The 26,055-nt window shown below is 69.7% G+C and carries 23 protein-coding genes and 1 tRNA gene; 18 read left to right on the forward strand and 6 right to left on the reverse strand.

What is annotated here, in order from left to right; translation table 11 throughout:
• Nucleotides 1-5 precede the first annotated feature (5 nt).
• The 3 genes from GO308_RS11405 to GO308_RS11415 are packed head-to-tail and all read left to right on the forward strand — an operon-like array spanning nt 6 to nt 5,862.
• On the forward strand, nt 6-3,464 hold the full coding sequence (locus GO308_RS11405; RefSeq protein WP_240885507.1) for a glycoside hydrolase family 2 protein: 3,459 nt from the start codon (nt 6-8) through the stop codon (nt 3,462-3,464).
• Nucleotides 3,461-4,531 carry an SGNH/GDSL hydrolase family protein gene (locus tag GO308_RS11410; protein ID WP_240885508.1) on the forward strand — a complete coding sequence of 357 codons (1,071 nt, stop codon included), beginning with the start codon at nt 3,461-3,463 and terminating at the stop codon, nt 4,529-4,531. Before GO308_RS11405 ends, GO308_RS11410 begins: the two co-directional genes overlap by 4 nt.
• A complete protein-coding gene (locus GO308_RS11415; RefSeq protein WP_240885509.1) occupies nt 4,528-5,862 on the forward strand; it encodes a sugar porter family MFS transporter in 1,335 nt (444 codons plus the stop codon). The genes GO308_RS11410 and GO308_RS11415 overlap by 4 nt, the downstream gene beginning before the upstream one ends.
• Nucleotides 5,863-5,984: 122 nt before the next feature.
• Here GO308_RS11415 and GO308_RS11420 read toward each other — a convergent pair.
• Nucleotides 5,985-6,059 (reverse strand) — tRNA-Gly (locus GO308_RS11420).
• Nucleotides 6,060-6,257: 198 nt separating this feature from the next.
• Between GO308_RS11420 and GO308_RS11425 the strand changes: the two genes are divergently transcribed.
• From GO308_RS11425 to GO308_RS11435, 3 genes are read left to right on the forward strand one after another with little or no spacing between them, the layout of a single operon-like run.
• Nucleotides 6,258-7,154, forward strand: a complete 897-nt coding sequence (locus GO308_RS11425) for a tetratricopeptide repeat protein (protein WP_066477207.1) — start codon at nt 6,258-6,260, stop codon at nt 7,152-7,154.
• Nucleotides 7,151-7,759 carry an LON peptidase substrate-binding domain-containing protein gene (locus tag GO308_RS11430; protein WP_066477209.1) on the forward strand — a complete coding sequence of 203 codons (609 nt, stop codon included), beginning with the start codon at nt 7,151-7,153 and terminating at the stop codon, nt 7,757-7,759. Before GO308_RS11425 ends, GO308_RS11430 begins: the two co-directional genes overlap by 4 nt.
• The gene (locus tag GO308_RS11435) at nt 7,756-7,959 is read left to right on the forward strand and encodes a Trm112 family protein (protein WP_240885510.1); all 204 of its coding nucleotides are present in this window, start codon (nt 7,756-7,758) and stop codon (nt 7,957-7,959) included. The genes GO308_RS11430 and GO308_RS11435 overlap by 4 nt, the downstream gene beginning before the upstream one ends.
• Before the next feature lie 509 nt (nt 7,960-8,468).
• Here the strand turns inward: GO308_RS11435 and GO308_RS11440 are convergent.
• Nucleotides 8,469-9,686: an FAD-dependent monooxygenase gene (locus GO308_RS11440; protein ID WP_240885511.1), complete on the reverse strand. Its 1,218-nt coding sequence runs from the start codon at nt 9,684-9,686 to the stop codon at nt 8,469-8,471.
• A gap of 128 nt (nt 9,687-9,814) precedes the next feature.
• Here GO308_RS11440 and GO308_RS11445 point away from each other — a divergent pair, with 128 nt between their 5' ends.
• From GO308_RS11445 to GO308_RS11465, 5 genes are all read left to right on the forward strand, one after another.
• On the forward strand, nt 9,815-12,154 hold the full coding sequence (locus GO308_RS11445) for a DNA translocase FtsK (RefSeq protein WP_240885512.1): 2,340 nt from the start codon (nt 9,815-9,817) through the stop codon (nt 12,152-12,154).
• A 78-nt stretch (nt 12,155-12,232) separates the two neighbouring features.
• Nucleotides 12,233-12,862, forward strand: a complete 630-nt coding sequence (locus GO308_RS11450; RefSeq protein ID WP_066477220.1) for an outer membrane lipoprotein carrier protein LolA — start codon at nt 12,233-12,235, stop codon at nt 12,860-12,862.
• A gap of 248 nt (nt 12,863-13,110) precedes the next feature.
• Complete coding sequence (locus GO308_RS11455; protein ID WP_240885513.1) at nt 13,111-13,905, forward strand: exodeoxyribonuclease III; 795 nt, start codon at nt 13,111-13,113, stop codon at nt 13,903-13,905.
• Entirely contained in the window at nt 13,902-14,963 is a 1,062-nt protein-coding gene (ribA, locus tag GO308_RS11460; protein ID WP_240885514.1) for a GTP cyclohydrolase II, read from the forward strand. The genes GO308_RS11455 and ribA overlap by 4 nt, the downstream gene beginning before the upstream one ends.
• Before the next feature lie 5 nt (nt 14,964-14,968).
• Complete coding sequence (locus tag GO308_RS11465) at nt 14,969-15,193, forward strand: hypothetical protein (RefSeq protein ID WP_240885515.1); 225 nt, start codon at nt 14,969-14,971, stop codon at nt 15,191-15,193.
• Nucleotides 15,194-15,280: 87 nt separating this feature from the next.
• Here GO308_RS11465 and GO308_RS11470 read toward each other — a convergent pair whose 3' ends face one another.
• Together GO308_RS11470 and GO308_RS11475 are read right to left on the reverse strand one after the other, a co-directional pair.
• The gene (locus tag GO308_RS11470) at nt 15,281-15,961 is read right to left on the reverse strand and encodes an HAD family phosphatase (protein WP_240885516.1); all 681 of its coding nucleotides are present in this window, start codon (nt 15,959-15,961) and stop codon (nt 15,281-15,283) included.
• Nucleotides 15,958-16,641, reverse strand: coding sequence for a YggS family pyridoxal phosphate-dependent enzyme (locus GO308_RS11475; protein WP_240885517.1), 684 nt, complete (start codon nt 16,639-16,641; stop codon nt 15,958-15,960). The genes GO308_RS11470 and GO308_RS11475 overlap by 4 nt, the downstream gene beginning before the upstream one ends.
• Before the next feature lie 22 nt (nt 16,642-16,663).
• On the opposite strand from GO308_RS11475, the gene GO308_RS11480 reads away from it, so the two are divergent.
• A complete protein-coding gene (locus GO308_RS11480; RefSeq protein WP_240885518.1) occupies nt 16,664-17,227 on the forward strand; it encodes a thiamine phosphate synthase in 564 nt (187 codons plus the stop codon).
• On the opposite strand, the gene GO308_RS11485 is transcribed toward GO308_RS11480, so the two are convergent.
• The gene (locus GO308_RS11485) at nt 17,200-17,922 is read right to left on the reverse strand and encodes a hypothetical protein (RefSeq protein WP_066477350.1); all 723 of its coding nucleotides are present in this window, start codon (nt 17,920-17,922) and stop codon (nt 17,200-17,202) included. The two genes, GO308_RS11480 and GO308_RS11485, sit on opposite strands and share 28 nt — an antisense overlap.
• 188 nt (nt 17,923-18,110) lie before the next feature.
• On the opposite strand from GO308_RS11485, the gene GO308_RS11490 reads away from it, so the two are divergent.
• The 6 genes from GO308_RS11490 (at nt 18,111) to GO308_RS11515 (ending at nt 24,589) form a co-directional block, all read left to right on the forward strand.
• Entirely contained in the window at nt 18,111-18,545 is a 435-nt protein-coding gene (locus GO308_RS11490) for a DUF3576 domain-containing protein (RefSeq protein WP_066477351.1), read from the forward strand.
• Between the two features lie 10 nt (nt 18,546-18,555).
• On the forward strand, nt 18,556-21,111 hold the full coding sequence (leuS, locus tag GO308_RS11495; RefSeq protein ID WP_240885519.1) for a leucine--tRNA ligase: 2,556 nt from the start codon (nt 18,556-18,558) through the stop codon (nt 21,109-21,111).
• Nucleotides 21,108-21,605, forward strand: coding sequence for an LPS assembly lipoprotein LptE (gene lptE / locus GO308_RS11500; protein WP_240885520.1), 498 nt, complete (start codon nt 21,108-21,110; stop codon nt 21,603-21,605). The genes leuS and lptE overlap by 4 nt, the downstream gene beginning before the upstream one ends.
• Nucleotides 21,606-21,615: 10 nt before the next feature.
• Nucleotides 21,616-22,626, forward strand: a complete 1,011-nt coding sequence (holA, locus tag GO308_RS11505; protein WP_240885521.1) for a DNA polymerase III subunit delta — start codon at nt 21,616-21,618, stop codon at nt 22,624-22,626.
• Between the two features lie 117 nt (nt 22,627-22,743).
• On the forward strand, nt 22,744-23,769 hold the full coding sequence (locus GO308_RS11510) for an AI-2E family transporter (RefSeq protein ID WP_276616524.1): 1,026 nt from the start codon (nt 22,744-22,746) through the stop codon (nt 23,767-23,769).
• Entirely contained in the window at nt 23,762-24,589 is an 828-nt protein-coding gene (locus GO308_RS11515; protein ID WP_240885522.1) for a DUF72 domain-containing protein, read from the forward strand. Before GO308_RS11510 ends, GO308_RS11515 begins: the two co-directional genes overlap by 8 nt.
• Here GO308_RS11515 and GO308_RS11520 read toward each other — a convergent pair.
• The gene (locus GO308_RS11520) at nt 24,573-25,958 is read right to left on the reverse strand and encodes an alpha-amylase family glycosyl hydrolase (RefSeq protein ID WP_240885523.1); all 1,386 of its coding nucleotides are present in this window, start codon (nt 25,956-25,958) and stop codon (nt 24,573-24,575) included. The genes GO308_RS11515 and GO308_RS11520 overlap by 17 nt on opposite strands.
• Between the last annotated feature and the right edge of the window lie 97 nt (nt 25,959-26,055).

The following is a 26,055-nucleotide window of genomic DNA, read 5'->3' on the forward strand; positions in this document are numbered from 1 at the left end:
GGACAATGTTGATGGGTGCACGGCTGACGGTGATGCTCTTGGCGCTGGCATTGGCGGGCACCGCAATTCCCGCTTCCGGCGCGCCGGACGGGGTTGTCGCCGGACCGTTCAACCTCCGCTTTCCGCCGGCGTCGGACGGGATCGAGACGCAGCCCGCGCCCGCGATCGCCCCGCTGGCGGCGTGGACGCTCACAATGCAGCTTCGCGCCGAAGCGCCGGGCGCGAATGACGCCACCGTCGTGCGCCTGCCGGGCGCGTCGCCATCGCCGGCGGCCGCGATCGTGATCGACGGTACGGTATTCGGCGTGCGCATCGGCGACACGCTGCACCGGTCCGGCGCCAGGGTGCGGCCGGGGCACTGGCACGCGCTGGCGCTCGCGTCGGATGGCCATTCGGTCCGGCTCCACGTCGACGGGCGCGAGGCGGCCGTGATCGGCGCGTCGGTGCCGATCAGCGGCGTGATCCAGGCGGCCCCGCGCGCGCGCGACGGTTCGGGCTTTGCCGGGCGGCTGGCGCAGCTCAGCCTGCACGGTGGTGTCCGCGAACCCGCCACGGCGCCGGCGCAAACCGCAGCGCCCGACGAGGACTGGCAATATGAATCGGGCAGCCCCGCCTGGCCCCTCCAGACCCGGCAGCAAATGGGTCAGACCGTGCCCCAGCCGCCCGCGACCCGACCGGCCGGCGCGCCGCCGGCGCCCGCCGTAACGCGTGTTGCGGCCACCGCCACGGATGCGCGCGGGGCGATCCGCGCGCTCGGCGACGACCGGTGGGAGCTGGACGGCTGGAGGCTGCGTCCTGCACCCGATGTCGCCGCCGGCGGGGCGTCGATCGCACGCGTCGGGTTCGACGCGGGGGGCTGGATTCCCGCACAGGTGCCCGGCACCGTCCTGACCGCGATGGTCGCGGCGGGCATCTATCCCGACCCGACGATCGGCCTCAACAACCTCGCCATTCCCGAGCATCTCGCGCGGCAGGACTATTGGTATCGCACCGAATTCGACGCGTCGGCATTGACCGGCGGGGCGTTCAGGACGCTCACCTTCAACGGAATCAACTACGCCGCCGAAATCTGGCTCAACGGGGTGCGGCTCGGCACCGTGAAGGGCGCGTTCCGGCGCGGGCAGTTCGATGTCTCGGATGTGCTACGCGCGGGGCGCAACGCGCTCGCGGTCCGGATCTCGCCGCCACCGCATCCCGGTTTGCCGCACGAGGAGTCGGTCCTGGCCGGCCCAGGCGAAAATGGCGGGGCGATGACGATCGACGGGCCGACTTTCGTCGCCAGCGAAGGGTGGGACTGGATTCCCACGGTTCGCGACCGCAATACCGGCATCTGGCAGAATGTGGTGATCGCGGCGCAGGGCCCCGTCGCGATCGGCGATCCCAGCGTCAGCACCGTCCTGCCGCTCCCCGACAACAGCGTCGCCGAGCTGACGGTCGAGGTCCCGCTGGAAAACCGTACCGCCTCGCCGGTGCCGGCGCAGCTGCAGGTGCAGGCGGGCACCGTGCGGATCGAGGCCGACGTCACCGTCGCGCCGGGACACCAGGTCGTGACGCTGACGCCGGCATCGCATCCCGCGCTGCGCATCCGCAACCCCGCGCTGTGGTGGCCGAACGGCTTCGGCGCGCCGACCCTGCACGACCTGACGGTCGCGGTGACGCCCGCCGGTTCGACGCGCAGCGATCGCAAGCAGCTCCGCTTCGGGATCCGCGAGGTAGGGTACGAACTGTCGCTGGTCGCGCCGGACGGCGCGCTGCAGCGCGTGCTCTTCCACCCGACGCGCGCCGATCATCGCGCCGTCGTCGATGTCAGTCATGGCGGCATCCGAAAGGTCGCGGGCGGCTGGGCGGCGTCGTTGCGCCCCGATGCGGCGATGTCGCCCGCGGTGCGCGCGTTGCCCGCGGACGGCATCGCGCCGCATCTCATCCTGCGGGTCAACGGCGTGCGAATCCCGGTACGGGGCGGGAACTGGGGCATGGACGACCTGATGAAGCGGGTCGATCGCGCGCGGCTCGAGCCCTATGTCCGGCTGCACCGCGACGCCAACCTCAACACGATCCGCAACTGGGTGGGGCAGAATACGGAAGAGGCGCTGTTCGCGCTCGCCGACGAATATGGCCTCATGGTCGTCAACGATTTCTGGATCTCCACCCAGGATTATAACGGCGAACCCGGCGACGCCGCGCTGTTCCTGGCCAATGCGGAAGATACGATCCGCCGCTTTCGCCATCATCCGTCGATCGTCCTGTGGCTAGGCCGCAACGAAGGCGTGCCGCCGCCGGTCCTGAACGAGGGGCTCGAGGCGCTGGTCCGCACGATCGACGGCACGCGATATTACACCGGCAACTCGCGTTCGGTGAACATGGCGGACAGCGGCCCGTGGGACTATCAGCGCCCGGAACGCTATTTCACCGATCTCGCACAGGGCTTCTCGACCGAGGTCGGCACCCCCTCCTTCCCGACGCTGGAGGCGTTCCGGGCGATGGTGCCCGCGGCCGACCAGTGGCCGCCGAACGACAGCTGGGCCTATCACGACTGGCATAGTGCGCGGGGCGGCAGCGTCGCGGGCTTCATGGCCGCGATGACCGAGCGGCTGGGCGCGCCCGCCGATCTCGAGGACTTCGAGCGCAAGGCCCAGCTGCTCAACTTCGAATCGCATCGCGCGATTTTCGAGGGGATGAACGCGCGCCTGTTCACCCGCAATTCCGGGCGGCTCCTGTGGATGACCCAGCCGGCGTGGCCGAGCACCGAGTGGCAGATGCTGAGCCATGACTATGATACGCACGCCAGCTTCTACGCGATCAAGTCGGCGGCGGAGCCCGTCCATGTCCAGCTGAACCAGCCCGAGGATGCGGTGGCGGTCGTCAACAGCCTGCCGACTGCGCTTGCGGGGGCACAGGTGACCGTCCGGCGCTTGGGCCTCGACGGGCGGCCGTTGTCGGAGCGCCAGTTCGCGACCGACGTCCCCGCGTCGGCGACCCGGCCGCTCGCCGACGCCACGCTGCCGAAGCTCGCGGCGGGCGAGGTGGAGCTGGTTCGCCTCGAACTGCGACGGGCCGGGGATCCGCGGATCGTGTCGCGCAACGATTACTGGCGCACTGGCTCCGATGCGGCGCTTCGATCGCTCAACGACATGCCGCGCGCGCACCTGTCGTTCGATGCGCCGCCGCCCGCGCCCGGCGCGGCGCGGGCCGTCGTGGCGATCCGCAACGAGTCGACCGTTCCCGCGCTCCAGGTAAAGCTGACGCTCGTCGATGCCGATGGCGGGCGGATCCTGCCCGCCTATTATGACGACAATTACCTGACCCTGTTTCCGGGCGAGACGCGGACGGTCGGCATCGCCTGGCCCGAAAGCGGCGCGCCGCCCGCCGCGGTTCGCGTCCGGGGCTGGAACGTGGCCGATGCGGCCGTCGACCTGTCGCTTCCCGCGCGAACCGACGGCACGACCCGTCCGGGCGAGCAATGACCGGCGCGCGGGGGCCTGATCGCGCGCTCGGCAGGGCCGCGCTGTCGCTGGCCTTCGCCGCGCTGCTTCTCGGCGGTGCCGATGCGCCCGGCCGCGCTGTCCCCGCATATGCGATCGGGGGCGAGCGGGCCGACGCTGCCGGCTGGCGCGCCTTTGGCTGGCCGGGGGCGTGGTTCGAGGGGCGCTTTCGCGGCACGGCGATCGACCTCCGAGTCGACGCGCCGACGCAGTGGCTGCGCCTGCGCGTCGACGGGGCCGAGGTCGGGCTGCTGAAGGCCCCCGGGCGGCATGTCGCGCGGCTGCGCGGCTTGCCGGCGGGCGATCACGTCATCCGGCTGGAACAGGTTACCGAAGCGCGCGGCGCGGGCTCGCGGTTCGGCGGGTTCTTCGCAAGCGGCGCGACGGTGCCGCTGGCGCCGCGCGCCGCCCGCCCGGTCGTGGAATTCATCGGCGATTCGTTCACCGTCGGCTACGGCAACCGGCTGGAACAGGCGCGCTGCAACGATGCCGAGGTGTTCGCCGCCACCGACACCGGCCTGGCCTTCGGTCCGCTCGCCGCCGCCCGGCTCGACATGGATTATCGCATCGTCGCGGTCTCCGGTCGCGGCATGGTGCGCAATTACGACGGCGGGCATCCGTTTCAAGCGATGCCCGACCTGTACGACCGGGCTGTGCCCGGCGTGGCCGGCGACCGTGGTGCGCCGCGACCCTCCCCCGCGCTCATCGTCGTCAATCTGGGCACCAACGATTTCTCGACCCCGCTGCGCGCGGGGGAGGCGTGGGCCGACGAGGCCGCCCTGCGCCGCGCCTATCGCGCGCGTTATGTCGCGTTCGTCGGACGGCTGCACGCCGCCCATCCCCGCGCGCGCTTCATCCTGATGGCCGGTCCCCGCTTCGCGGCCGATGTCGACCAGATCGCCGAGGCGCTTCGCCCGTTGCGGCGGGCCGTCGTGCGCTTTCCGGACCTCACGCTCGCCGGCTGCAACCGCCATCCGTCCGCTAGCGACCATCAGGCGCTTGCCGAAACGGTCGTCACCACCGCCCTCGCGCTGAAAGGCGATTCATGATTGTCGATCCCGTCCACCCCGCTGCCCCGACCGATGCGGCGCCGGCCGGGCCAATATCGCTGCGCGTGAAGCTCGGCATCGCCGCCGCCGCGATTTCGGGACTGCTGTTCGGCTTCGACACCGCGGTCATCGCCGGGGTGACCAAGGACCTTGTGCGCGTGTTCGAGCTGACGCCCGCGGCGCTGGGGTTCGCGGTGTCGATCGCGCTGTGGGGTACGCTGGTCGGCGCGTTCGTCGCCGGCCCGCTGGGCGATCGCTTCGGCAGCCGGGCGATGCTTGCGGTCACCGCGCTGCTCTATCTCGGTTCCGCGCTTGCGTCCGCCCTGGCGGGGGACGAGCGCACCTTTGCCGCCGCCCGCCTGATCGGCGGGCTCGCCATCGGCGCGTCCTCGGTGCTGGCACCGGTCTATATCAGCGAACTGGCGCCCGCTCGGCTGCGCGGCCGGCTGGTCGGGACATTTCAGCTCTGCATCGTCATCGGCATCCTTGCCGCCTACGCGTCGAACGCGCTGCTGGCGCAGACGGGGGCCGAGACGGTCTGGCGGTGGAAGCTCGGGGTCGCGGTCGCCCCCGCGGCATTGCTGCTGGCGATGACCCTGGTGATGCCGACCAGCCCGCGCTGGCTGATCGGCCGCGGCCGGGTCGAGGAGGGGCATGCCCATGCCGCACGCCTCGGTATCGAGATCGCCACCCGGCAGGACGCGCCGGCGAGCCCGGCGCGCGAGCCGTTGAGCTTCCGGCGGCATCGCCGCCCGATCCTGCTCGCGATCGGGCTCGCCAGCTTCAACCAGCTCTCGGGGATCAACGCGATCCTCTATTATCTGAACGACGTCTTCACCGCGGCGGGATTCAGCAGCCTGTCGGCCGATCGTCAGGCGGTGGCGATCGGGCTGTGCAACCTGGTCGCCACGCTGCTCGGCATGGCGCTGATCGACCGGGCGGGGCGCAAGGCGCTGCTCGTCGCAGGCGGGCTGGGCTGCGCGGTGGCGCTGCTGCTGACCGGCCTCGTCCAGGCCGGGTGGCTCGGCCCGGCGCTGCTGCTGCCGTCGCTGGTCCTGTTCATCCTGTCGTTCGGGCTCAGCCAGGGCGCGGTGATCTGGGTCTATCTGTCCGAAATCTTCCCGCAACCGGTGCGCGCCCAGGGTGCGGCGCTGGGTGCGGGGACGCACTGGCTGCTCAACGCGCTGATCGCCTGGGTCTATCCGCCGATCGCCGCCGCCTCGGCCGCCGCGCCCTTCTTCGCCTTTGCCGGCTTCATGCTGCTCCAGTCGCTGCTCGTCGCGCGCCTGTTTCCGGAAACCAAGGGCCGGACGATCGATCAGGGGGCGTGACCGCGGCCGGGCGCTGCTGCCCGGCCAGGCACCGCAATCCGCCGTGCACCAATGCGCCGACCGGCACGCGGGTGGCCGCGCCCGGGCGGGCAAGACTTTATCCGACAAGTCATGAAAAATCCTGGAGCGGGCGAAGGGATTCGAACCCTCGACCCCAACCTTGGCAAGGTTGTGCTCTACCCCTGAGCTACGCCCGCTCTGGCGCTTGGGTGTCCGGTGGCGTGGCCGACCGGCTCCGTCAAGGCGGCGGCCTCTAGCATCGGTCGCCGGGGTCCGCAACCCCCCGGTGCGATTCGGCAAAAGGGCTTGGCTTGGCGCGGCGATGCGCCCACATGGGGCGTTGCCGCAATTCACCGCAATCATCCGCAAGGGAGTGTCTCTTGGCTACGCTGGGCATGTCCGCCGCCGAACGCGAGGCGGTCGAGAATTTCCGCCGCGACGTCGTCGAACCGTCGATGACGCAACTCGTCATCATCGATTTCTGGGCGGAATGGTGCGGGCCGTGCAAGGCGCTCGCCCCCGTGCTGGAGAAGGTCGCCGCCGACTATGCCGGCAAGGGCGTCGTGCTCGCCAAGATCGATACCGACAAGAACCAGTTCATCGCCGCGCAATTCCAGATCCGCTCGATTCCGACCGTCTATGCGATGTTCCAGGGCCAGCTCGTCGCCGACCTGACGCCCGCGCGCACCGAATCGCAGCTGAAGGCGATGCTTGACCAGCTGCTGCGCCAGCTGCCCGTGCAAAGCGAGGCCGCGTCGGTCGAGGCCGAGATCGAGCCGCTGATCGCGATGGGGGAGGATGTGCTGGCCGGCGGCGACGGCGAACGTGCGCTCGCGATCTTCGACCAGATCGCCGACATGGCACCCGCCGACCCCGCGGTCGCATCGGGCCGGGCGCGCGCGCTGGTGCTGCTCGGCCGGTTCGATGAGGCGGAGGCCGCGCTCGCCGAGCTTCCCGACGAAGCCGCCAGGGCACCCGAGGTCGATCGCGCGCGTGCCGCATTGTCGCTGGCGCGTGAGGCGCAGCCGGTCGACGACCTTGCCGCGCTCGCCCGGCGTTCGGCGGCCGCGCCCGACGATCTCGCGCTGCGTTATGAACTGGCCGGCGGTTACATGGCGGCGGGCGACCGCGAGGCCGCGGCCGACACGTTGCTCGCGATCATCGCTGCCGAGCGCGAATGGAATGATGGCGCCGCCCGCCAGCGGCTGCTCAAGCTGTTCGAAGTCGTCGGGCTCGAGGATCCGTGGGTTTCCGCCCAGCGCCGTCGCCTGTCGGCGATCCTGTTCGGATGAGCCAGCGCATCTCGGTCTTTCCGCTGGGCGGCGCGCTCCTGTTCCCGCGCATGCACCTGCCGCTGCATATCTTCGAACCGCGCTATCGCGCGCTGGTCAGCGACGCGCTCGCCCGCGACCGGCGCATCGGGATGGTCCAGCCGCGCGGACCGGGCGAGCCGCCGCCGCTGTTCGAGGTCGGCTGCCTCGGCCAGATCATCGATGTCGAGGCGCTGGCCGACGGCCGCTACGACATCGTGCTCCAGGGCACCGCGCGCTTCCGCATCCTGCGCGAGCTCGACGTTGCGACCCCCTTTCGCCAGGTCGAGGCCGAGCTGGAGCCGGTCGGTGCCGATGAATCGCTGGCGCTGGGCGAGCGGTCGTCGCTCGAGCTCGAATCGCGCCGATTCGCGGAGGCCCAGGGCTATGCGGTCGACTGGGAAGCGGTCGGGCGGCTCGACGACGAGGCACTGGTCAACGGCATTGCCCAGATCGCACCATTCGACATCGCGTCGAAACAGGCACTGCTGGAGGCCCACTCGCTGTCGGCGCGCGCCGAGCTGATCGTCCAGCTCATGCAGTTCTTCGGTCGTTACGGCGACGACGGCGCCGCGACGCTGCAATGAACGGGGGCGCCGCGCCGGGGACGGATGCGCCGCTTGATCCCTGGCTGCTGTCGATCCTGGTCTGCCCGGTGACCCGCACCCCGCTGCGCCACGATGCCGCGCGCGACGAACTGGTGTCCGACGCCGCGGGCCTCGCTTTCCCGATCCACCATGGCGTGCCGGTGATGCTGGTCGAGGAAGCGCGGGCCCTGGGGGATTAGCGTGCGATCCTGTTTTCCGGTCCCGCTCATCCCGAGCGGCTGACCGGGAACGGGAATGATCGGAAGGCCCAGCCACCTTTCTAGTCGTCATCCCGGCCTCGTGCCGGGGTCCACCGTGCGACCCGCACGGTCCACGATCGGCGCGCTTCCCTTGCACCGCGCATTGGTTCGGCTCCAACTGGCGCGCGACGGCGCCTCGCGGCGCGGTAGACCCCGGCACAGGGCCGGGGTGACGGGAAATTCCGGGCTTTCGGCAACCAAATCGGTGCGGCCACACAGACTCTCTGGAGCGCGCCTTAATCAGCCGTCATCCTGCCCGTGAAAGGCTGTCCTACTCGCCCGTCGTCAGCCAGACCCGTCGCAATGCCCCGGCCCAGCGATCCTTCGGCGTCAATGGATCCACGTTCGCTCCGATCGAAGTCGAAGCGCGCCCACGCTCTGCGCGCACCCCGAACGAACATCGCACAGCCCGCAACTTCCGCAACTTCGCCCGCCGCGACGTGTGGCGTTCAGACGTTCATGCCCTGCAAAAGCCGCGGCAGCGCGCCCGATTCGCCGCGGGCTTCGGCCATCAGCCGCTGCTTGACCGGCGGCATGCGCTGGATCGCGGACATGCCGAACCGGCGGATCGCCGACGCCGCGCGGCCCGGTACGCCATAGATGCGGTTGAGGCTGTCGGTGGCGAGCGCGACCATGAAGGTGTCGAGGCTGCGCCAGCGTTCATACCGCTTGAGCAGCTCGGCATCGCCGGGGTCCAGGCCGATGCGCATGCCCTCCACCAGCACCTCGACCAGTGCCGCGGCATCGCGAAAGCCCAGATTGACGCCCTGGCCCGCGATCGGGTGGATGCCGTGGCCGGCGTCGCCCACCAGCGCCAGCCGCTCTGCGGTCAGGCGCGCGGTATGGTGAAAGCCGAGCGGATAGCTCGACCGCGGCGCCAGCCGGTCGAGCCGGCCGAGCACGCCGCCCATGCGCTTCTCGGCTTCGGCCAGCCAGGCGCGGTCGGACAGCTTGAACATGCCGGGCTGATCAGCGGCCTTGACCGTCCACACCAGCGCGGAGCGGTGGCCATGTTGGTCGTCGTTCAGCGGCAGGATCGCGAACGGCCCCTCGGGATAGAAGATCTCGAACGCGACATGGTCGTGCGGGCGTTCGTGGTGGAACGCGGTGATCATCGCGGCATGGTCATAGGTCCAGCGCGCGACCTTGATCCCCGCCGCCTCGCGCATCGGCGATCCGCGGCCGTCGGCGGCAACCACCAGCCGCGCGGCGACTTCGCTGCCGTCGTCAAGGGTGGCGCGCACGCCATGGGCATCGCGCACCACGTCGACCGCGCGTCGTCGCGACCGCAGCTCGACCCCGCCGGCCGCCTGCACCGCGTCATGCAGCGCGGAGCGCAGCACGCGGTTCTCGTACATCGTGCCCAGCGCATCGTCGTCCGCGCCGGCGACGAAATCGAGCGCGCCGGGGGCCAGGCCGTCGCTGGCGCGGATCGCGCGGATCTCGCACCCCTTGCCCGCCATGCGGTCGGCAACGCCGATCGCGCCCAGCATCCGGTGCGACGCGCTGGAAATCGCCGATGCGCGGCCGTCGAAATCGGGGGCGAGCGTCGCCGCCGGATCGGCCGGATCGACGACGATCGCGGTCAGGCCATGGGCGTCGAGCGCGACGGCGAGCGCGCTGCCCACCAGTCCGCCGCCAAGGATAAGCAGGTCTGCACGGTCCATCCCGGCGGTCTAGAGCCGCGCGGCCACGCTGCCAATACGGACGTTGCATCCCCGCATCGGCTTGACGCCACGCGCGAACAAAGCGAGACTCCGTGCCGGTTTCCAGTTTTTCCCCGGGGGGTTTCGCGATGGCGAGCCGCACGCCGCCCAGTTTGTGGCGCGATTCGATGAAGGCCGGTGCGCGGCGCAGCATGGTCATGCTCGGCGCGCTGGCGCTGTTCGCGCTGACGCTGCTCGCGGCGGTCGCGCTCGCCTCCTATCATCCGGGCGACGCGTCGTTCAGCACGGTGGCGGGCCCGGACGTCGCCAACCGCGCCGGCGTGGTCGGGGCGTGGCTCGCCGACCTGCTGCTGATGGTGTTCGGCGTCGCGGTGGCGCTGGTGCTGCCGCTCGGGCCCATCCTGGCGGCGCGGATGTGGCGCGACGTGCCGGTCGGGCCGTGGGGGCGGATGCTGCGCGACTGCCTGATCGGCGTGGCGCTGATGGGCACTGCGCTCGCCTTCGTTTCGACGGCGTCGGTGCAAAGCCTGCCCGCGGGCTGGGGCGGCGTCATCGGCTTTTCAATCGCGTCGCTGATCCAGTGGGTCGTCGGATTCATCCCCGATCCGGTCGCGGTCACCTGGACCAATCGCGGCGTGGCCGTGGCGGTGGCGATCGCCGGCGTCGTGCTGTGGGGGCGCGGGCTGACGATCGAATGGCCGGAGGCGCGCTGGCGGATGCCGCGCCTGCCGGCACCACGCGCGCGCCGCGAGACCGGCGACGCCGATGGCGAGCCGATGCGGCGCGGGCGCGGCGATGTGGAGGACGACCTGCACGACGATCCGCCGCTGATCAGCGCCCCGCGCAAGGTCGCGCGGCCCGATCCGCGCCCCGGCCCGGTCATCGCCGACCGCGCGCTGCCGCCGTCGACCGCCCGGCCCAAGCCCCAGCAGGAATCGCTCGACCTGCGCGACAATTACCGCCTGCCGCCGCTCGACCTGCTCAAGCCCGCGCCCGAACGCGCCAGTCCTGTCGCGGACAAGGCCGCGCTGGAACGCAACTCGCGGCTGCTCGAAAGCGTGCTCGACGATTTCCATGTGAAGGGCCAGATCGTGAAGGTCTCGCCCGGCCCGGTCGTCACCATGTACGAATTCGAGCCCGCGGCGGGGATCAAGGCGAGCCGGGTGATCCAGCTCGCCGACGACATCGCGCGCAACATGTCGGCGATCTCGGCGCGCGTCGCCACCATTCCGGGCCGCAGCGTGATCGGCATCGAGCTGCCCAATGCCAAGCGCGAGATGGTCAGCCTGCACGAGCTGGTCGGCAGTCAGCAGTTCGAGGAACAGGGCGCGCAGCTGCCGATGGTGCTGGGCAAGAACATCGCCGGCGATCCCGTCATCGCCGACCTGGCCCCGATGCCCCACCTGCTCGTCGCCGGCACCACCGGGTCGGGCAAGTCGGTCGGGCTCAACTGCATGATCCTGTCGCTGCTCTACCGGCTGACGCCCGACCAGTGCCGGATGATCATGATCGACCCCAAGATGCTGGAACTCAGCATGTACAAGGGGATTCCCCACCTGCTCGCCGACGTCGTCACCGATCCGCCCAAGGCGGTGCGCGCGCTGAAATGGGCGGTCGAGCAGATGGAGGAGCGTTATCGCATGATGGCGAGCGTCAATGTGCGCAGCCTCGCCAGCTTCAACGACAAGGTGCGCGCCGCCCGCGCCAAGGGCCAGACGCTAGGCCGCCGCGTCCAGACCGGCTATGATCCCGACACCGGCAAGCCGATCTATGAGGAGGAGACGCTCGACCTCCAGCCGCTGCCGCAGATCGTCATCATCGTCGACGAGCTGGCCGACCTGATGATGACCGCGGGGAAGGAAGTCGAGTTCCTGATCCAGCGCCTGGCGCAAAAGGCGCGCGCGGCGGGCATCCACCTGATCATGGCGACGCAGCGCCCCTCGGTCGACGTCATCACCGGGGTCATCAAGGCGAACCTGCCGACGCGAATCAGCTTCCACGTCACCAGCAAGATCGATTCGCGCACCATTCTGGGCGAACAGGGTGCCGAACAGCTGCTCGGCCGCGGTGACATGCTCTACATGCCCGGCGGCAAGCAGCTGGCGCGCGTCCACGGCCCGTTCGTGTCGGATGACGAAGTGCAGGCGGTGGCCGAGCACTGGCGCGCGCAGGGCGAGCCCGATTACATCACCGCCGTCACCGAGGAGCCCGAAGAGGGCGGCTTTGCGCTCGACGGGTCGCCGGTCGGCGGCGACAGCCCGGAGGACCAGCAGTATCGCCAGGCTATCTCCTTCGTCGCGTCGAGCCAGAAGGCCTCGACCAGCTGGCTGCAGCGCCAGATGCGGATCGGTTACAACAGCGCCGCGCGGCTGATCGAGCGGATGGAAAAGGAAGGGCTCGTCTCCCGCCCCGACCATGTCGGCCGCCGCGAGGTGCTGATGGACGAGGACGGGCGACCGTTGAATTAGGCCCCGACCTGGCAACCGGGCGGGTTCACCGCGCGTTCAACCCCCCCAACCTACGCCCGAACCATGATCCGGAGCCGCATGTCCCCCATCCTTCTCCTCCGCCTCGCGCCGCTGGCCGCCGTCGCCGCATTGCCGGTCGCGCTCCCCGCGCTTGCCCAGCCGACCGGCGACCTCGCTTCGGTTCAGCGGCATCTCGCCGCGGTCGACACCATGGTCGCCGCCTTCAGCCAGACCGACCGCGCGGGCAAGGTGCTGACCGGCACGCTCACGCTCAAGAAGCCGGGCCGGATCCGCTTTCAATATGAAAAGGGCGTGCCGATCCTGATCGTCGGCGATGGCAAGGCGCTTTATTTCCTCGATTATCAGGTGCGCCAGAAACAGCGCTGGCCGATCGGGGAATCGCCGCTCGGCATTCTGCTCAATCCTGCGCGCGACCCGTCCAAATTCGCGCGCGTGCTGCCGACCGGCGATTCGCGCGTCATCCGGGTCGAGGCCTATGACCCCAAGCATCCCGAATATGGGCGTATCGACATGATCTTCGCGCGCGACGCGGCGGCGCCCGGCGGGCTTCGCCTGCAGGGATGGGTCGCGCTCGATGCCCAGAACAACCGCACGACGATCCGCCTGTCGAACACGCGATTCAACGTCCCGGTTTCCGATAACACGTTCCGCTGGCGCGACCCGACGAGCCGCACACGGCCAAATTGACCGGCCGTTCATTTGCGCGACAGCTTTCGCACCCTACATAGCGGGAGTGGAAGCGCCCCGGCCGGGATTCCCCCCTGTTGACCGGCCCCCGCGTTTCCCGCCCTGCGTGACGAACGCTCGGTCGGCCCTCGCTCCTTGCCCCCGGAGCGGGGGCCTTTTCGTTGGTGGCGGCGACGTCGGGAAGTCGTGCCAGACGACTTGGGCGCGGCGCTGGCGCAATTCACGCCGCCCGATTACATCGGCGCGGCATGGACACGCTCAAGATCGCATCGTGGAACATCAATTCCGTCCGCTTCCGCCTCGACATCGTCGAACGGTTCCTGCGCGAATCGCAACCCGACATCCTGTGCCTCCAGGAAACCAAGGTCATCGACGGCGATTTTCCGCACGCGCCGTTCCACACGCTCGGCTATCGCCACATCGCGATCAACGGCCAGCGGATGCACCACGGGGTCGCGGTGATCAGTCGCGTGCCGCTGGCAGAAGACGACCGGCTCGACTGGCAGGCCAATGGCGAGGCGCGGCATATCGGCGTGCGGCTGGAAAACGGCCTGCGTCTCGAGAACGTCTATGTCCCGGCGGGCGGCGACATTCCCGATCGCGAGCTCAACCCGAAATTCGGCCAGAAGCTGGATTTCGTCGAACGGATGACGCGCTGGTCGGAAGGGCTGGGCGGCGTGCCGACTTTGCTGGTCGGCGATTTCAACATCGCGCCGCTGGAATGCGACGTGTGGAGCCACAAGCAGCTGCTCGACGTGGTCAGCCACACCCCGGTCGAGGTCGCGGCGCTCGGCCGGCTACAGCGGGCAAACGACTGGATCGACCTCGGCCGACGCTTCGTGCCGCCGCCGCAGCGGCTCTATACCTGGTGGAGCTATCGCGCGAAGGACTGGCAGGCTTCCGATCGCGGCCGCCGGCTCGACCATATGTGGGCGAGCGCCGATGTCGCGGCCCAGGCGGTCGCGCATCGCGTGCATGAGGACTGCCGCGGCTGGCTGAAGCCGTCAGACCATGTGCCGATCGTTACCGAGTTTGCCCTGTGACCGCGCAGCGCGACGTTTCGCGCGCGATCGACGCGCTGCGCCGGGGGTGGGCGATCGACGTCGCGGGTGATGCGGGCGCACTGAGCGTGTTACCGCTGGAAACATCGGATGCTGACGCGCTGACCGCGTTCGACCCCGGCGGTGCGGCCAATGTGCTGGTCTCCGCCGGGCGGGCCGCGACGCTCCGGCTCGCCAACCAGCGCGACGCCGCCGATCCCGACCAGCCGGTGACGATCGTGCGCGCGCCGTGGATCGACCACCCATGCGCGACCGCGATCGCCGATCCGCAATTCGATCTCGGCACGCCGCTTAAAGGACCGTTCCGCGCGGTCGCGACGCCGGAGGTCGATGCCGCCGCCGCCGCGCTCCGGCTCGCGCGGATCGCGGGCATCCTGCCGGCATTCTTCGTGCGTCCCGGCGGCGGCGGGTTCGAGGCAGTGACAGCCCGCGCGATCGCGGCGTTCGAGGATGCGGCGACGTTGCGGATCGCGACGCGCGCGCGGCTCCCGGTCGGCGCGGCCGACGATGCGGAGATCGTGGCGTTCCGCACCCCCGATGCGCCCGGCGAGCATGTCGCGCTGGTCATCGGTCGACCGGACGGCAATCCGCCGCTGGTGCGCGTGCACAGCGAATGCCTGACCGGCGACGTGTTCGGATCGCTCAAATGCGATTGCGGGCCCCAGCTCGACGCGGCGCTGCGGGCGATGCAAGATGGCGGCTGGGGCATCCTCATTTATCTGCGCCAGGAAGGGCGCGGTATCGGCCTGATCAACAAGCTGCGCGCCTATGCGCTCCAGGACCAGGGATTCGACACCGTCGACGCCAACACCCGGCTGGGCTTCGCGGTCGATGCGCGCGATTTCCGGGTCGCGGCGCGGATGCTGACCCTGCTCGGCCAGCGGCGCATCCGGTTGCTGACCAACAATCCGGACAAGGTTGCGGCACTGGCCGCCGCCGGGATCGACGTGGCCGAACGCGTCCCCCACAAACTGCCCGCCAATCCGCATAACGAACGCTATCTCGCAACCAAGCGCGACCGCACCGGGCACCAGCTTTAAGCCGGTTGGTATCGGCCGCGGCGCGGCCGGGCGGGGCAGCGATCGCCGGTGCGATCCTCGTCGCGGCGGCGGGCGGGATGGCTCGCGCCGGGAATCTGCCCCAGGGCCTGCCCGCAGTCGACGCGGCCCGCCGCTGCGACTGGACGTTGCCCGCCATGCTGCCCCACGACGCACGCGCGATCGTGGCAGCGTTGCCGCCTCCACGCCGGGGGACCTTGCCCGGTTCCTGATCGCGATGCGCCGCGCCCTTTTGCTGCCGCGCGCGATGCCGAGACGCTCGATCTGCGCGGATCGATTCGGCCTGAACCGCGGCCCGATCAGGCCGGGGTCAGGCCGATCAGGTCGCGGACCGCGTCATAATCGGGCGCAATCGCCTCGACGCCCAGCGCGCGCAGGCGGTCCGCATGGCCATCGACGCAGTGGCGCCCGGCGGTCACCCCGATCACCGTCGCCCCGGTGCGCAGCGCGCCGGTGACGCCGACGGGTGAGTCCTCGAGAATGACGGTGCGGGCGATGTCGACCCCGATCGCGCGGGCGGCGAGCAGATAGAGGTCGGGCTCGGGCTTGCCGCGACCGGCGGGCACGTCCTCCTTGCCGCTGAAGATGCGCCCGTCGAACCGGTGGAGCAGGCCGATATGGTCGAGGTGCCGGCGGATCCATGCATGGCTGGAGGACGACGCGATCGCGACCGGCAGATCGGCCGGCAGCGACCGGATGAAATCGATCGCGCCGTCCACCGCACCGACGCCGTCGCGCATCGCGCGCGCATCCTCGGCGGCGCGTTCGGCAAAGAAATCCTCGGGCAGCGGCCGGCCGATCCAGCTCTCGATCGCGTCGATGAACTGGCGTCCCGACAGGCCCATGAAATGCGTCATCGCATGTTCGGCGCTCGTCGCGTGGCCGATGCGCGACAGATAGTCGGCGATATGGGCGTTGCCCTCATATTCGCTCTCGATGACGACGCCGTCGAAATCGAACAGGATCGCGTCGAACTTCATGCGCGCGCGCCGAACAGCGCGGTGCCGACGCGGACATGCGTCGCCCCCAGCGTGACCGCGGTCGGAAAATCGCCCGACATGCCCATGCTGAGCCCCGCCAGCCCATGGTCCCGCGCCAGTTTGGCGAGCAGCGCGAAATAGGGCGCGGGTTCGACATCGAGCGGCGGCACCGCCATCAACCCGGCGATCGGCAGTCCGGCGGTGCGCGCGTCCGCGAGCAGCGCAGGCAGATCGCCGATCGCGCAGCCGCCCTTCTGGGCTTCATCGCCGATATTGACCTGGACGAAGCAATCGGGTGCGCGGCCGGTCCGTTCGATTGCGCGGGCGAGCGCGGTGACCAGCGACGCGCGGTCGACCGAATGGATCGCGTCGAACAGGCGGACGGCATCCTCGGCCTTGTTCGACTGGAGCTGGCCGACGAGGTGCAGCCGCACATCCGGGGTCTCGGCGCGCAGATCGGGCCATTTCGCGGCGGCCTCCTGAACGCGGTTCTCGCCGAACACCCGCTGGCCGGCGGCGATCAGCGGCCGGATCGCGGTCGCGTCCTGCGTCTTCGACACCGCGATCAGCGTCACGTCGGCGGCTTTGCGTCCGGCGAGGCGGGTGGCCGCCGCGATCGCATCGCCGACATCGCGCAGCCGGGCGGCGGGATCGCTCGGGAGAGTTGAATGCTTTGCCATCGCGCGCGCTATAGGTGCGGCGATGCCACGCCGCCACCCCATTCCCCGCACCTGGCTGATGACCGACGAGCGACTGGGCGGCGCCCTGTTCGACGCGATCGGGCGGCTGCCGCGTGGCAGCGGCATCGTGTTCCGCCATTATGCGACCCCGCCGGCTGCGCGCCGGGCGCTGTTCGCACGGGTCGCGGCGATGGCGCGGCGGCGCGGACATCTGGTCCTGCGCGCCGGGCCCGATCGGCTGGGACGCGAAGACGGGGTGCACAATGCCCGGCGTGGCGGGCGGCACCGGATCGTGACGCGCGCCGCGCATGACCGGCGCGAAGCGATCGCGGCGATCCGGGCGGGGGCGGACGCACTGTTCGTCTCGCCCATATTCGCGACGCGGTCCCACCCCGGCGCGCGGGCGCTGGGACGCGCGAGGTTCGGGCTGGTCGTGCGCGGGCTGAAGATTCCCGTGGTCGCGATGGGCGGCGTCGACGCGGTGCGCGCAGTCACACTCGCGCGCTTCGGCATTCATGGCTGGGCGGCGATCGACGCATGGGCCGTGCCGCGCCGGGATCAGAAGCGGAAGGCGGTTCCGATATAGACGGCCTGGCTGTCGCGACGCTCGTCGGGCAGGCGGGTCAACCGGTCGCGATCGGTGCGATAGCGCACGCCCGCAGTCACATCGAGATTGCGGGTGACGCGATAGGCGCCGCCCACGTCGACCGAATAGCTCGGCAGGTCGCTGATCAGCTTGGGCTGGTTCTCGATCGGACGCGAGGCGGCGGCGCGCACGCCCCCGCTGACACGCTTGCCCGAATAGCTGACGCCCAGATCGACCCGCTCCTGGCTGCCCGGCAGGCCGGCCAGATCGACCTTGGCCAGGTCGCCCGAAACCGCAAAACGCTTCCACCCGACCGAAACGCCGAGATTATAGGCGATCGGCGTGAGGGCGAGGCCGGTGGCGGTCGCCTCGCCCGGCGCGCGCTCGGCCGCGGTGGTGACGGCGCGGGTGCCGCGCGCTCGCACCGCGACGGTAATCGGGCGCTTCTTGTCCACGCCGGCATCGGCCGGGGTGAAACGGAATCCGGAATTGGGCAGCCCGCTGCGCGAGATGATCGCGGCGAGCTTGGGATCGCCCGCAGCCGGGGTGAAGGATCCGATGCTCGCGACCGGCGCGGCGCTGCGCACCGGCACGACACGCCGCGTCTCGCGCGCCTGCGACATCGACGCGCACAACGCGCCGGTCGCGACGATCGCCGCGATACCGGTGCTGAACAGGAGTCGATTCTTGCGCATCATGCCCTCGGTTGCTGCGCTACCATGCTTTGGCCGGGCGGTGCCACCGCGGAGAATCTTTTTCCCGTCACTGTTGCGCCTTATCCACAATCGATTCCGTACGGCCATCGGGTGCGGGCGCTTGCGGCGACCGTCCCAGCATCTATAGATGCCCGGATTTGATGAATGCTTCTTTCAAGGATGTGCCGATGATCCGCGTATCGCAACTGGCCGTGCTGGCAACGCTGACGCTGGCGCTGGCCGCATGCGGGGGTCGCGACCGGCCCAGGGCCGATCTCGCCGCGTCTCAGGTCACGACGATCGGCGTCAACAGCTATCTGTGGCGCGCCAGCCTCGACACGATCAGCTTCATGCCGCTGCTCCAGACCGATTCGAACGGCGGCGTCATCGTCACCGACTGGTACGTCAATCCCAACACCCCGACCGAGCGGATGAAGGTGACGATCGCCATTCTCGACCGCGACCTGCGCGCCGACGCGCTGCGCGTTGCGGCGCTGCGCCAGATCAACCAGAACGGCCAGTGGGTCGAAGCCCCGGTACAGGCGGCGACGGTGCAGAAGCTGGAAGACATCATCCTGACCCGCGCCCGCGATCTGCGTCGTAACGCGATCGCCGACAACTGAGGAACCCGCAATGGCGTCGCGCTTCAACGCGCTGAAGGCCGACGCCGCGTGGCAACAGGTCTGGGCCGAACGCCGGACCTTTGCCGCCCGCGACGACAGCCCCCGGCCGAAAAGCTACGTGCTCGAGATGTTCCCCTATCCGTCGGGGAAGATCCACATGGGCCATGTCCGCAACTATACGATGGGCGACGTGCTCGCGCGCTTCCGGCGGATGCAGGGCATGGAGGTGCTGCACCCGATGGGCTGGGACGCCTTTGGCATGCCGGCGGAAAATGCCGCGATGGAGAAAGGGGTCCATCCCGGCGCGTGGACCTATGAAAACATCGCGACGATGCGCGCGCAGCTGAAGCGGCTGGGCTTCGCGCTCGACTGGACGCGTGAGCTGGCGACGTGCGACCCGGCCTATTACGGGCATGAACAGGCGCTGTTCCTGGACCTCTATGCCGCCGGGCTGGTCTATCGCCGCGAAAGCGCGGTCAATTGGGATCCGGTCGACATGACCGTGCTGGCCAACGAACAAGTGATCGACGGGCGCGGCTGGCGATCGGGCGCGGTGGTCGAGCGGCGCAAGCTGAACCAGTGGTTCCTCAAGATCACCGATTTCGCCGACGAGCTGCTCGACGGTCTCGGCACGCTCGACCACTGGCCCGACAAGGTCAAGCTGATGCAGGAAAACTGGATCGGCAAGTCGGTGGGGCTGCAGTTCTCGTTCGCACCCGTCGCGCCGTTCGACCAGCCGATCGAGGTGTATTCGACGCGGCCGGACACGATCTTCGGCGCGAGCTTTGTCGCGATCGCCGCCGATCATCCGATCGCGCAGCGGCTGGCGGCGGACAATGCCGAGGTCGCGGCGTTCGTCGAACGCTGCAAGGCGGGCGGCACCTCGGCGGCCGAGATCGAGACGGCGGAAAAGCTGGGCTTCGACACCGGCCTGCGTGTCGCGCATCCGTTCGATGCGGCGTGGGAGCTGCCCGTCTACATCGCCAATTTCGTGCTGATGGACTATGGCACCGGCGCGGTGATGGGCGTGCCCGCGCACGACCAGCGCGACCTGGAATTCGCGCGCAAGTACGCGCTGCCGGTGCGCCGCGTCGTCGCCGAGGGCGAGCAGAGTGATCCGGCGTTCGAGGGCGACGAGGCCTATACCGGGCCGGGCCGCATCGTGAACTCGGGCCCGCTCGACGGGTTGAGCGTCGTCGACGCGAAGGCGGCGGTGATCGCGCGCGCCGAGGCGGAGGGCTGGGGGCGCGGCACCACCGTGTGGCGGTTGCGCGACTGGGGGGTCAGCCGCCAGCGTTACTGGGGCACGCCGATCCCGATCATCCATTGCGGGACGTGTGGCGCGGTGCCGGTGCCGCGCGACCAGCTGCCGGTGGTGCTGCCCGAGGATGTGAGCTTCGACGTGCCGGGCAATCCGCTCGACCGCCACCCGACCTGGCGCCATGTCGACTGCCCGACCTGCGGCAAGCCGGCGCGGCGCGAAACCGACACGCTCGACACCTTCATCAACTCGTCCTGGTACTTCATCCGCTTCGCCAGCCAGCCGGCGGACGAGCCGTTCGACCCGGCGGTGGCGCAGCAATGGCTGCCGGTCGCGCAGTATATCGGCGGGGTCGAGCACGCGATCCTCCACCTGCTCTATGCGCGCTTCTGGACGCGGGCGCTCAAGCGGATCGGGCGCCTTGACGTCAGCGAGCCGTTCGCCGGCCTGTTCACGCAAGGCATGGTGACGCACGAGACGTATAGCGCGTTCAAAAAGGAGATGATTAGCGGGGAAGTGACTACGCGCCTCTCCCACCACTACTGGGTTGCGCCGGACGAGATTGAAAAGCGCGGCGACGAGCTTTTTGTGAAGGGTACTGATGACCCTGTTACCCGCGGCCGCATCGAGAAGATGTCGAAGTCGAAGAAGAACACCGTCGACCCGACCGGCATCGTCGATCAGTACGGCGCGGACGCGGTGCGCTGGTTCATGCTGTCGGACTCGCCGCCCGAGCGCGACCTGGAATGGTCGGAAAGCGGGATCGAGGGCGCGTGGCGGTTCGTCCAGCGGCTGTGGCGGCTGTTCGACGGGCTGGAGGACGCCGACGGCGCGGATGTGGCGCTCGACAAGAAGCTGCACCGCACGATCGCGGGCGTCGCCGAGGATGTCGAGGCGCTCGCCTTCAACAAGGCGGTCGCCAAGCTTTATGAGCTGGTCAATGCGATCGAAAAGGCCGCGCCGTCGGCGTCGCGCACCCATGCGATCCGCACGCTCGCGCGCATCGTCGCGCCGATGACGCCGCATATCGCGGAGGAAGCCTGGGCGGCCTGGGGCAATGACGCGCTGATCGCCGACGCACCGTGGCCACAGGTCGACCCCGCGCTGCTGGTCGACGACGAGGTGACCGTCGCGGTGCAGGTCAACGGCAAGCTGCGCGACACGCTGATGCTGCCCAAGGGCGCAGCGCGCGAGGCCGCGGAAGCCGCCGCGCTCGCTTCCGACAAGGTGCAGCGCATCCTGGAGGGGGCCGCGCCGCGCAAGGTGATTGTCGTGCCCGACCGGCTGGTCAATATCGTCGCATGATCCGCCTGCTCACCCTAATCGCGATCGCACTGTCACTGGCGGGCTGCGGGCTGCGGCCGCTTTATTCGGGCGGGTCGACGGGGTCGGTCGGCAGCCTGTTGTCGAGCGTCGAGGTCGCGCCGATCGAGGGGCGCGCGGGCTATCTGGTCGGCGATGCGCTGCGCGACCGGCTGGCGGCGAATGGCGGCGCGCCGCGCTATCGGCTCGATGTCCGGCTGGACGATTCGATCGTCGGCCTGGGCGTGCGCAGCGACGAGAGCATCGCGCGCGAGCGCCGGACGCTGCGCGCGCGCTATCAGCTGGTCGACCTGGCGACCGGGCAGACGCTGGTCGACGACACCGCGGGATCGGACGCGGGCATCGACGTCGTGCGGTCCGAATATGCGGTCATCGCGGCCGAACAGACCGCGCTGGAACGCCTGTCGGTGGTGATCGCCGACCAGATCACCGCGCGCCTCGCGCTGTTCGCGGACCGCACCGCCAAGACGCCGTGACGGGCGGCGCATGAAGATCAAGGAAGGCATCGCCGCGCGCCTCGACCGGCCGGGCGACGATGTCCGGCTGTATCTGTTGCACGGGCCCGACGAAGCCGGCGCGGCCGAGCTCGCCGCGCGGCTGGCCCGCGCGATGGGCGAGGGGGCGGAGCGCGTCGACCTGGACGGCGCGACGCTGCGCGGCCGGCCGGGGCTGCTGGCGGAGGAAGCCGCGTCGATGTCGCTGTTCGGCGAGCGCCGCCATATCCGCGTGACCGGCGTCGGCGACGAATCGCTCGCCGCGGTGGAACAGCTGCTCGCCGCCGACCGCGCCGGCAATCCCGCGGTGATGATCGCGCCCGCGCTCAAGGGCACGTCGAAGCTGCTCAAGCTGGTCGCCGCCGCGCCCAATGCGTTCGCCTACGCCTGTTACGTGCCCGAGGGGCAGGCGGCGACGCGGATCGCGGCGGAAGCCGGACGCGCGCACGGCATCACGCTCAACCAGGATGTCGCGGAGCGGCTGATGCGCGCGTGCAACGGCGACCGGGCGGTCATGGCGCGCGAGCTCGAGAAGCTGGCGCTGTTCCTCGACGCCGCGCCCGATGCGCCACGGGTCGCATCGGTCGACGACCTGCGCGCGGTGTGCGCATCGGTCGACGAAGCCGAGCCCAGCGCAGCGATTCAGGCGCTGGTCGCCGGCGACAGCCCGGCATTGGCGGGCGAGCTGGTCGCGCTGACGCATGAGGGGGTCAGCATGATCAGCGTGGTGCGCCAGCTCGGCCGACGGCTGCATCGGCTGGCGGAGTTGCGCGCCGAGGTCGATCGGGGCCGGTCGATCCATGAGGTGATCGAGCGCGCACACCTGTTCTGGAAGGACAAGGAGCCCACCCGCCAGGCGCTCCAGCACTGGAATGCGCCGCGGCTGAGCGAGGCGCTGGCGCGGCTCGGCCGGATCGAGCGCGACCTGAAGGCGTCCGGGACCGCGGGCGAGGTGGCGGGCGCGGCCGAGTTGCTGGGGATGACCCGGCGTCGCCGGCGCTGACCGGCGGCACCGGCGGTCGAGCGCAAGGAACGGGTGGCGGCGCGGACGGTTGTCGCGCATATCGGCGCAAGGCCGAGGCGGGGACCGGAAGGCGAGGGGGGAGCGATGGATCCGACGATGACTTCGCGGGTGGTGCGCACGGCGCTGATCGTGCTGCTGCTGACCGGCCTGGCGCTGCTGATGACCCAGATGGTCGCGGTGTGGCTGTTGATCTTTGCCGCCATCCTGATCGCGGTGCTGATCCGCGCGGTCGCCGATCCGATCCATCGTTCGGGCGTCCCGGAAACCCCGGCGGTGCTGATCGCGGTCGCCGGCATCCTGGCGCTGCTTGGCCTGGTCGGATGGATGTTCGGTTCCGTGCTGGGCGAACAGTTCGGCCAGCTGGCGCAACGGCTGCCCGGTGCGGCGACGGACGTGCGCGACTGGTTGGCGCGCCAGCCCTTTGGGAGCGGCATCGCATCCACGACGCCCGACCTGCAGACGGTGGCGGGACGCGCGCTCACCTTTGCCTTCGGCGCGGTGGGGGCGATCACCAACCTGGTGCTGGTGCTGATCGGCGCGATCTATCTCGCCCTCGACCCAAGCCTGTATGTGCGCGGCGTCGAATTGCTGTTTCCCAGGGCAAACGGGCCGCGCGTGGTCGCGGCGCTCAATGCCAGTGGCAATGCGCTGCGCAAGTATCTGCTCGGCCAGCTGTTCACGATGGTGTTCGTGGGTACTCTGGTCGGTATCGGGGTCGCGATCGTCGGCGTGCCGTCGGCCGCGGCGCTGGGCGTGATCGTCGGCCTCGCCAATTTCGTGCCGTTGATCGGGCCGTTCATCGGCGCGGTACCGGGTATCCTGCTCGCCTTTTCGGTCAGCCCGGAAACCGCCTTGTGGGCGGCGGTCGTCTATTTCATCGCGCAGCAGGTCGAGGGCAATGTGCTGACCCCGATCGTCCAGCGTTACGCGGTGTCGATCCCGCCGGCGGTGCTGATCTTTGCGCTCGCCGGGCTGGGCGGGCTGTTCGGCGTGATCGGCGTGCTGGTGGCGGCGCCGCTTGCCGTCGTCCTCTACACGCTCGTCGCGATGCTGTGGTCGCGCGACACGCTGGGGCACGATATCGGCGTGCCCGGCCAGGACAGGCGGGCGGGCGATGACTGAGGCGGCGACGATCCGCGTCGGCATCGGCGGCTGGACCTATGCGCCGTGGCGCGGGCCGTTCTATCCCGACGGCCTGCCGCAGAAGCGCGAGTTCGAATATGCGACGCGCGCGGTCACCGCGATCGAGATCAACGCGACCTATCACGGCACGCAGAAGCGCGAGAGCTTTGCCAACTGGGCCAGGGGCGCACCCGACGGCTTCGTGTTCGCGGTCAAGGCGTCGCGCTATGCCACCAACCGCCGCGTCCTGGCCGAAGCGGGCGAGTCGATCGAGAAATTCCTTGGATCGGGCGTCGCCGAGCTTGGCGACAAGCTGGGGCCGATCCTGTGGCAGTTCATGGCGACGAAGAAATTCGATGCCGACGACTTCGGCGCGTTCCTCAAGCTGCTGCCCGGCGTGCAGGAGGGCGTGCGGCTGCGCCATGCGGTGCAGGTACGCCATGACAGTTTTCACGTGCCGTCGTTCGTCGCGATGTGCCGCGATGCCGGGGTCGCGATCGTCTATGCCGATTCGGCGGACTACCCCGCTATCGCCGATGTGACCGCCGGTTTCGTCTATGCGCGGCTCGAAAATGCGCGGGCGGAGGAGCCGGCGGGCTATGCGCCGGACGCGCTCGATCGTTGGACCGATGCGGCCCGCACCTGGGCGGAGGGCGGGGTGCCCGAGGGGCTGCCGACCTTCGGCCCGCCCGCGCCCCGATCGCCGCGCGAGACCTTCGTCTTCATGATCAACGGCGCGAAGGAGCGCGCACCCGCCGCGGCGCGCGCGGTGTTGGCGCGACTGGGCTGGGCGGGGGCAGACGCTAGCGGCCGCCCTTGACCAGCACGCGATAGCTCCAGGGCTGAAGCGTCATCGTCGCGTTCGCCGCCAGCGTCACCTTCGCGCCGCCGTCGAAATCGACATAGTCGCCCGCGAACGGACTGTCGGTGAAGCTGACCGTCTGGGGTTCGCCGGAGAAGTTTAGCGCTGCGAACACCTTGTCGCCGTCCTTTTCGCGCGTGAACGAAAACACCTTGGCGGGCTGGCTGTTGACGACGCGGACCATCGCGCCGCCCCAATCGGCGTTCCACAGCGCGCGATTGGCATGTTTCAGCGCGAACAGGCGACGGAACAGCGCGGCGTTGGGATGGTCGCGCCACATGATGGGATCGCGTTCAAAGAATTCGAGCCGCTTCTGGTTGCCCGCTTCCTGACCATTGTAGATCATCGGGATCCCCGCCCCGACCACGGAGAGCACGATTGCGTTGGTCTGCGCGTCGCGCAGCCGTTCGAACGCGGTGCCGTCCCACGAGTTGAAATCGTGGTTCTCGGTCATCATCAGGCGCATGGCGTCATGCGGCCACATCGACGAATTGGCCGAGTAAAAGCCGTAGAGGCCCCCGACATCGCCATGCCCCTCGCCAATCGCCTTCATCGTGTTGGCCCAGCTCCAGCCATAGCTGGCATCGAACGCGCGGGCGTGGAGGGCGGTATCCTCGGCCTCGGCCAACATGAACACCGGCTTGATCGCGTCCAGCTCGGCGCGGGCATTTTCCCAGAAATCGACCGGGACCGCGCCCGCCACATCGCAGCGAAAGCCGTCGACCCCGGCCTCGCGCACCCAGAAGGCCATGGCCTCGGTCATGTACTGGCGCAGGCCCGGCTTGGAATAATCGAAGTCGATGATATCCGACCAGTCGAACCAGGGCGTCGGCATGAAATCGCCCTTCCAGTCGCGGACATACCAGTCGGGATGTTCGCGCACGAGCGCATTGTCCCACGCCGAGTGATTCGCGACCCAGTCGAGGATCACCTTCATTCCCAGCTTGTGCGCGGCGTCGACGAACTGCTTGAAATCGGCCATGTCGCCGAATTCCGGGTTGACCGCGCGATAGTCGCGTACCGCATAGGGTGAGCCGAGCGTGCCCTTGCGGTTCTTTTCGCCGATCGGATGAATCGGCATCAGCCAGATGATGTCCGCCCCCAGCGCCTTGATGCGCGGCAGCTCGCGCGTGGCGGCCGCAAAGGTGCCCTCGCGCGTGAACTGGCGGGTGTTGAGCTGATAGATGGTCGCGTTCTTCGACCATTCGGGGTGCTTGACCTGAACGAAGGGGCGCGGCGTGTAGCGCGCAGGCACGTCCTGCGCGGCGGCGGGGGCAGCGGCGATCAGCGGGGCAAGGGCAAGCATGAGGGCGAGGGTGCGGGTCATCCGGGGCTCCTGGGTCGGCAGCCCGTTGATCGGGCTTGTCTTGTGGCGGATAGGACCATGTTGCGCCGGCCGGGGCCAGCCGCGGGCGCCATGAATA

Source organism: Sphingomonas sp. SFZ2018-12, from assembly GCF_022496715.1.
Classification (GTDB): domain Bacteria; phylum Pseudomonadota; class Alphaproteobacteria; order Sphingomonadales; family Sphingomonadaceae; genus Sphingomonas.